Genomic DNA, 6,594 nt, shown 5'->3' with positions numbered 1-6,594 from the left:
ACTCCCCATCCAAACTCCCCTCACGCACCCTCCGCGCAGCGGCTCAGTTCAACGTTGTTTAGCCACACTTAACTGTGGACGAATCAGATTCGCCCCCAGTTTTTTGTGGTTTTTCAGGGGTGGGTTGAGTTTGGAAGAGGTTCACAAACGGAGATGAAGGATGGCATGAATGAAGCGATTGCAGCCAAAAACCCGCTGGAGGTCAAGCCTCGGGTGCGGCAGTGGCGGTGGCGGCGGCGGGGAAAACCGGCGTGCCAAACATGATCTTATGACCGTCCGGGGTGACGAGGCCAAACTCGCGCATCTGCCAGGCCTCGTCGCGGAGGGTCTTGCAGATCGGGGTGCCGGCCGCACGAACCGTCTCGTGCAGGGTGTCCACGTCGCTGACCTGGAGATACGCAAAGTAGGCATGATCGCCGAGCTGGGACGGCGGAAGGGCGTCAGGACATTCGCCAGCCATGATCGTGCAAGCTCCTGACCGGTAGAACAGCCAGCCAGGGTCGGGAATGGTGTCGATGCGAAAGCCGAGAACGTCGCGGTAGAAGGCGGCGGACTTTTGCAGGTCGGGGACGGCGATGACGAAGCTGTGCTGGGTGATCTCAGGCATGGGTGTGGAAAAGGGGGGCGGGGTCGTGCGAGGTCCAGAGCGTCCGCCGGTGGGCCAGCCCGATGATCACCGGTGGAAGCGGGGAGAAGGCAGGTGCGGGCGGCTGCGTGGCCTGGTGTGCGCCGCCCAGGATGGAACAGGGAACGCCGAATGTCGATTCAGCGCCGCTCCTCTTTATGCTTCGCAAAGATCGCCAGGCAGCGGTCGCGCTCGGTGTGGTGATCGACCATGGGGAGCGGGTAACCTTTGGCGAGAGGGAGGCCGGGCTTCGGAGGCTCGTGGAGGACGGCGGCGGGGACGTTTTGGAGTTCCGGGACCCATTTTTTGATGAAGATGCCCTCGGGATCGAAGCGGGCGCTTTGCAGCCAGGGATTTTGGATGCGGAAGTAGGGCGCGGCATCGGCTCCGGTGCCGGCGGACCATTGCCAGCCACCGTTGTTGCTGGCGTTTTCCCCATCGACGAGCTGCTGCATGAAGAAGGCCTCGCCCATGCGCCAGTCGCAGTGCAGGTCCTTGGTCAAAAACATGGCGGTGATCATGCGCAGGCGGTTGTGCATGAGGCCGGTCTGCAAAAGCTGCCGCATGCCGGCATCGACGATGGGGAAGCCGGTGGTGCCGGTGGCCCAGCGCTGGAAAGCCGCCTCCGTGCCCGGCCAGGGCAGGCCGCGCCAGTCGGGATTGAACTCGTGCTCGAAGACCTCCGGGTAGAACCACAGGATGGCGAAGTAGAACTCCCGCCACGCGAGCTCCTTGATGTAAGTGAGCACGGAGGCCTTGCCAGCCGCGGGCGCGGCCTCGGCGGCCTGCTGGCAGCGCTGCATGAGCTCGCGAATGCCGAGAAGGCCATAGCGCAGGTCCTGGCTGAGCATCGAGGTGGTTTGACCGGCGGGAATGTTGCGATCCGCACCGTAGCGGAGAATGAGGCCGCTTTCGATGAAGCGCTTCATGCGGTCGCGGGCCGCACGTTCGCCTGGGGCGACGATCTGCGCCGTAGGCTCGGGAAGCTTCCAGTGAGCCAGCGTGGGAAGCGGCAGGCTGGTGACTTGTTCGGCCGCTTTGGGGCCCAACGACGTCACGCGGGGCAGTGGAGCGGCTTTGTCGAGGCTGAGCCAGTTCTTCGAGTAGGGCGTGTAAACGCGATAAGGCATCGCCGAGCCGGTGAGCACCGTTTCCGGCGCGTGCATGACGCTGTCGTCAAAGCCGTGGCACTCGATGCCGAGACGCGTGCAGAGCGCAGCGATCTTCTTTTCCATCTCGCGGCCGAAGGGATCGTAGTCGCGATTGAAATAGATCGCCCCGGCCTGCGTCTCGCGCACGAGGCGCTCCAGTTCGGCATCGGCCTTGCCACAACGGACAATGAGCCTGCTGCCGAGGGTGTCGAGGTTCTTGGCGAGCGATTCGAGGTTCCCGCAGAGGAACTGCTGGCGGTTCGGCCCGGTCCAGCCGTGGCTGCTTTTCCAATCGCTCAGCACATACACCGGCACGACCTGCTCCGCGGCCTTCGTGGCGTGGTGGAGGGCGGTGTTGTCCGTGAGTCGGAGATCGCGGCGGAACCAGTGGAGGATGGTCTTGGGCATGGGAGGCGGGAGGATGGCAGGGAGAACCGCGTAATGCGCCTGAAGCGGCGGTTTGGATGCCAGAGATGCACTTTTCGGCAGCGCACGGGCCTGAACCCGGTCGAAGGCGGCGGGCAGGATCGGCTCAGCATTCGACAAAGGGCGAGGGGAAAATGACAGCCGTCAGTCCGCAGGTTCCTGATGAAACTTTTCGCGGGCTGCCGTTACTAGCAGGCCTGACATTGCCAAACCCCCACTCCTCCCACCCTCGTCCCATGCCATCGCATTCGCCTGAACTCGACGGACCGAAATCATTCACCCTTCCGTGGATCGCCACCGTCGTCATGATCGTGGTCTTTTTGATCGGCCTGCTGTTTTTCCCGCCGCTGTATGATGACCCGAAGGGCGAGGTTTCGACGATGGTGCTGTTCATCGGCCGCTTTCACCCGATCCTGCTGCATCTGCCGGTGGGCATCCTGGGAGCGCTGTGCCTGTTTGAGCTGATCTGCTCCACGCGGCGGGGAGAGGCACGCTATGGCGACGCCTCGCTGGTGATGCTGATCTGCGGCACGGCGGGGGCGTTGTTCGCGATGTTCGCGGGCATCATGCTTTCCCGCGAAGGCGGTTATGTGGGCGGGAACTTCACGCTGCACCAGACGATGGCGATCATCGGGACAGCAGGCGTGCTGCTGGCGCTGGTGGTGCGCATCGTCGGCATGAGCCGGGAGAGCTCCGAGCTGCTGAATGCCTACCGCGCGCTGTTTTTCATCAGCTTCGGCATCATGGGCCTGGGGGCGCATTTTGGTGGCAATCTCAGTCATGGCAGCAAATTCCTCGTCCAATACGCCCCGGAGCCGATCAAGAGCCAGATGATCAGCATGGAGAAATGGATGCTGAGCTTTGTGGAGAAGCCGAAGAGCAATGACGAGCCCGAAGTGACGCCGGAGCCCAAGGTGGAGCCACAAGTGGCCGCCACGCCCGTGACGCCTCCCGTCGCCGGCACGCCAGGACCAGCGCCGACACCTGCTCCCGGGCCGACGCCTTCACCGGCGCCCGGTGGCGATGAAAAACTCGTCTTCCAGCATGTGATCCTGCCGATCCTCACCGCGAAGTGCAACAAGTGCCACTGCGAGGAGAAGTCGAAGGGCGATCTGCGCATGGACACGTATGAACTGGCGATCAAAGGCGGTGAGAACGGCAGCAACTTCGTGGCCGGCAAGCCGGACGACAGCCTCAGCATCCAGCGCATCCTGCTTCCGGACAGCGATGACGAGCACATGCCGCCGGATGGGAAGGACCAGCTGACCAAGGAGGAGACCGAACTCCTGAAATGGTGGGTGCAGCAGGGGGCCAGCAACACGGTGAAAGTCAGCGAGGCCCAGATTCCCGAGGGCCTGAAGGCTGCTGTCGAAGGCATCCTGAAAGGTTAGTCCGATTCGTTCCTTTTCTTGCCTGGTTCCCCCACACTTTTTTCTTTCCGTTTTCATGAAACCAACCGCCATCATCCTAGCCCTGGCACTCGCACTCAACGTGCAGGCCGCCGACGACAAAAAAGCCGCCGATCCCGCAGTGGAGGCCGCCCTGCAGAAGGTCAACGCTTCCGGCGCCTCCTTGATGCCCATCGCGGCCGACGCGAAGACCTACCGTTTCACCGCCTTGAACGTGGCGAAGGAGTTCACCGACGCGGGCCTGGACGCGCTGGCACCGATCGCTGACAAAATCGCCTCCCTGGACCTCGCACGCACGAAGGTCACGGATGCGGGCTTGGCGAAGGTGGCTGGGATGAAGGGATTGAAGGAACTGCACCTGGAGGGCACCACCATCGGCGATGCCGGGCTCGATCAACTCAAGGGATTGAGCGAGCTGGAATACCTGAACCTTTACAACACCAAGGTCACGGACGCCGGAATCGCCAAACTGGCGGGCCTTGCCAAGCTGAACGCCCTCTACCTTTGGCAGAGTGGTGTCACCAAGGCTGGAGTGGCTGCCCTGAAGGCGAAGCTGCCCAAGGCGCACATCAACAACGGCTGGAGTGCCGAGGACGATGCCAAACCCGTCGCTGTGGCTGCCGCTGCTGCTCCCGCCGCGGCACCTGCGGCCGCGAAGCCTGCCGCTCCGGCAGCCCCTGCTGCCGCCAAACCGGCTGCTGCGCCTGCCGCTGGTGGCAAGCTGGACGCCGCCCTCGCCGCGAAGGCGGTCGTTTATCGCGATGTCATCGCCCCGATCATGCAGGCGAAGTGCGTGAGCTGCCACGGTGAGGAGAAGAAGAAGGGCAAGCTGCAACTGCACGACTACGCCGCCATCATGAAGGGCGGCAGTGATGGTGCGACCACGGTCATCGCCAAGAACGTCAAGGACAGCCTCATGCTCGTCCGTGCCAACCTGCCCACCGACGACGACGAGCACATGCCGCCGAGCGACGAGCCGCAGCTCACGAAGGAAGAAGTGGCGATCCTGAAGTGGTGGATCGAAACCGGCGCCTCCGACAGCGCCACGGTCGCATCATTGAAGCCTGCGGCGGATGTGGAGGGCGCGCTGGCCGTTCTTCTGGCCAAAGGCCTGCCCAAGGTGGCCGCTCCGGCCAAAGTCGAGAAGCCGAAGGCCAAGCCGCTGACGGACGCGGAGAAGAAACAGGTGGCCGAGATCAGCGCCAAGATGGCCGCTTTGAACGCCTCTCTCATGCCGCTCGCCCAGGACACCGAGCAGCTCCGCCTCGGCGTCATCAATGCCGCCGACAAATTTGGTGACAAGGAAGTCGCCCTGCTGGCCCCGATCGCCCAGCATCTCGTGTGGGTGGATCTTTCCCGCAGCCAGATCACCGACGCAGCGGCCGACACGCTGGCGAAGATGGCGAACCTGGAGCGTCTGCACCTCGAAAACACCAAGTTCAGTGATGCCGGGCTCGCCAAGCTGGCCGCGCTGCCGAACCTCGAATACCTCAACCTCTACGGCGACAAGGTGACCGATGGCGGCATCGCCGCGCTGGCCGGTGCGAAGGCGCTGAAGAAGCTTTTCGTCTGGCAGACCGGCGTGACGCAGAACGGAGCCAAGGCGCTGGAAGCGAAGCTTCCCGGTTTGAAGGTCAATGTGGGCCTCAGCGAAGCGGAGATCGCCAAGCTGACCGCCCCGCCGCCTGCACCTCCAGCCCCGCCGCCAGCGCCTGCGAAGGCTGACCCGAAGGCCGCCAAGCCTGCGGCTGGCAGCGATGTGATCAAGACCGCGATGAAGCAGTATCACAAACCGGATGACGCCCTGTGCAAGAAGGTGGCCGGAGGCACGGCGACCGACGCGGAACTGGGCGCCCTGCTGAAAGTGTACCAGGACATGTGCGCTGCCACCCCGCCGAAGGGCGACAAGGCTGCCTGGGTCACCAAATGCCAGGCTCTCATCGGCGCCGTGAAGAAGATCCAGGCCAAGGACGCCGCCGGCGTGGCTGCTTACAAAGCTGCGGTGAACTGCAAGGCCTGCCACACGGATCACAAGGGTGCCTGACCTTGGCGGGCACGTCCTCGCGATGGAGGTGCTCAGTTTCAGTGCCCAGTAAGGTGTCGGCCCGGAACCGGGCAGCAGACGCTGATTACTGGGCACTTTTTGTCTCTATCGTTCCTGCCATCATCGTATCTTCATGGCGTTGACGACGGATGCTGCTAAACATCCCATCCCCTCATGCGTTTCCCCTCGATGAATCACCCCTTTGAATGCTGCATGCTCGTTGCGTGCGGTCTGTTATCCACGTCTTGTGACCGGTTGGGCGAGCGTGTGGCCATCACGGAATCCCGGGACATATCCAGCCATGCCGCGAAGCCGCATGTGGACATCCCGAGCGCGACGCGATTCTTTGATGATGCGCGTGAGGAGCCGCAGCAGCGGCCCGACTTCCGCAGTCTCCTCACCTGGACCATTCCCGATGGCTGGAGTGAGAACACCGAGCCCGATCCGATGGGAATGCGTCTGCTCGACCTCCGGTTTGGACCCAACAAGGAAGGGGAATGCTACATCTCGCTCATGCCGGGCTCCGCCGGCGGCCTGGAGGCCAATGTGAACCGCTGGCGCACACAGATGGGACAGCCTGCCTACACCCCGGAGGAGATCGCCAAGCTGCCGAAGAAGCCCTTCTTCAACCGTGAGGCGACCTTTGTGGCCTTCGACGGCGACTTCAAAGGCTTCGGTGCCGAGAGCGCCAAATCCGGCTACCGCATGCTCGGCCTCATCCACAGCACCGAGCAGGCGACCATCTTCGTGAAACTCACCGGCCCCAAAGAACTCGTCGAGCAAAACACCGCCGCCTTCGACACCTTCTGCCAGTCGATCAAACCGAACCTGCCGAAGGAATGATTGGAGAAATGACGAATTCCGAATGTCGAATGACGAATGCCCCGAGCACGACGTCAGCGGCACTCATTCGTCATTCGACATTCTGCATTCGTCATT

Annotated in this window: 5 protein-coding genes; 3 read left to right on the top strand and 2 right to left on the bottom strand. The window is 62.9% G+C overall.

Going from position 1 to position 6,594, the window contains the following annotated elements:
• Nucleotides 1-202 precede the first annotated feature (202 nt).
• Both IAE77_RS13295 and IAE77_RS13290 read right to left on the bottom strand, forming a co-directional pair.
• Nucleotides 203-607 (bottom strand): VOC family protein, encoded by a 405-nt coding sequence (locus IAE77_RS13295; RefSeq protein ID WP_294227247.1) that lies wholly within the window; start codon nt 605-607, stop codon nt 203-205.
• 158 nt (nt 608-765) lie between these two features.
• Nucleotides 766-2,184: a deoxyribodipyrimidine photo-lyase gene (locus tag IAE77_RS13290; protein ID WP_294227245.1), complete on the bottom strand. Its 1,419-nt coding sequence runs from the start codon at nt 2,182-2,184 to the stop codon at nt 766-768.
• Nucleotides 2,185-2,438: 254 nt separating this feature from the next.
• Between IAE77_RS13290 and IAE77_RS13285 the strand changes: the two genes are divergently transcribed.
• The 3 genes from IAE77_RS13285 (at nt 2,439) to IAE77_RS13275 (ending at nt 6,498) form a co-directional block, all read left to right on the top strand.
• The gene (locus IAE77_RS13285) at nt 2,439-3,593 is read left to right on the top strand and encodes a c-type cytochrome domain-containing protein (RefSeq protein WP_294227243.1); all 1,155 of its coding nucleotides are present in this window, start codon (nt 2,439-2,441) and stop codon (nt 3,591-3,593) included.
• Nucleotides 3,594-3,648: 55 nt separating this feature from the next.
• Nucleotides 3,649-5,655, top strand: coding sequence for a c-type cytochrome domain-containing protein (locus tag IAE77_RS13280; RefSeq protein WP_294227242.1), 2,007 nt, complete (start codon nt 3,649-3,651; stop codon nt 5,653-5,655).
• A gap of 174 nt (nt 5,656-5,829) precedes the next feature.
• The gene (locus IAE77_RS13275) at nt 5,830-6,498 is read left to right on the top strand and encodes a hypothetical protein (RefSeq protein ID WP_294227239.1); all 669 of its coding nucleotides are present in this window, start codon (nt 5,830-5,832) and stop codon (nt 6,496-6,498) included.
• Nucleotides 6,499-6,594: the final 96 nt, after the last annotated feature.

This window comes from Prosthecobacter sp., from assembly GCF_014879935.1.
Classification (GTDB): domain Bacteria; phylum Verrucomicrobiota; class Verrucomicrobiia; order Verrucomicrobiales; family Verrucomicrobiaceae; genus Prosthecobacter.
The sequence above is the reverse complement of the archived record's forward strand: the minus strand, read 5'-3'. Positions and strand labels throughout refer to the sequence as shown.